The sequence below is a fragment of the Oleiphilus sp. HI0079 genome, assembly GCF_001635105.1.
On sequence record NZ_LWFT01001249.1, the window covers coordinates 1 to 970 of the forward strand.

At 48.1% G+C, this 970-nt stretch carries 1 protein-coding gene and 1 pseudogene; both read right to left on the minus strand.

Annotated features, from left to right (window positions below; all coding sequences use genetic code 11):
• A pseudogene (locus A3750_RS27025) lies at positions 1-414 on the minus strand (response regulator); the annotation flags it as partial.
• Positions 405-970: response regulator (locus A3750_RS27030; RefSeq protein ID WP_231871919.1), on the minus strand; the 566-nt coding region annotated here is incomplete at its 5' end. The pseudogene A3750_RS27025 and the gene A3750_RS27030, both read right to left, overlap by 10 nt.

Consider the following 970-nt stretch of genomic DNA (forward strand, 5'->3'; position numbering starts at 1 on the left):
ATCGAGTGAGTCCTCTGTAAAAAGAAGCAAAAGGTCACACGATATATTGTGGTTTTCTATGGTGTAGTTAATTTCTACCGCAAGGGTTTGCTTCCATCGGTTTGCGTTTGCACCGATGAGCTCATTGACTTGGACATGCTGCCCCAATACTACGGGATGTCCTTGGCTAAATACCAAATCCAGTTGATCTGCCAAACCATTAATACAGGCGCCGGATAAAATTCCTGCCATCTCCATAAGCAACTCAAGCTCTGCCTTTCGATCGATTTCGCCTTGAAAATTAAGCAGTGATGCCATGTCACTGAAGCTAGCATCATTGAATATAAGTAAGGATTCACCAGAGATGCCGGAACCAATAAAACCTTGGCATACAGCAGAGTAGCTGGACGTATCTTCCGTTTGCGCTAGAGCCATCTCAGCTCACCAACTTCAATTAGATTGACGTTAGGGATAGGGAGTTTGACAAAAACGTTCAGGTAGCGAGCGAGTAGATCTGCTGCCTGACCCATAGCGACATTGCTCGCTTCCTGCATATATTCTCGGTAGTCGATATGCGCGAGGCTTTCAACAGCCTCTTGGCGATTTTTGCAGGTCTTGTCGCCGCTCTCTGATGATACGTCTGAAGCGCGGTACAGTCCGTAGTTTTCTAGTAGGCTGTTAAGCACCCCTTCATCAATTGGTTTTTTAATGAAGTCGATTGCACCGAGGCGTTTCACCCTTTCGTGAGCTTCGGGCTGAATGTCTCCAGAAACGACGACGCTGACACAAGGAAGCCCAAGTTTAGCGATCATCTCGAGTGTCTCGTAGCCATCCATGACAGGCATATTGAGGTCGATGAACATGACCTCTGCTTCGCCAGCTTTTAACAGCGTCAGCGCTTCGGCACCGTGCTCTGCGAACTGTAGTTCGATATCCCAATCTTCCGGGAGCGATGCTGCCATGTGCTTGCGCGCAAGCTTGGAATCATCGC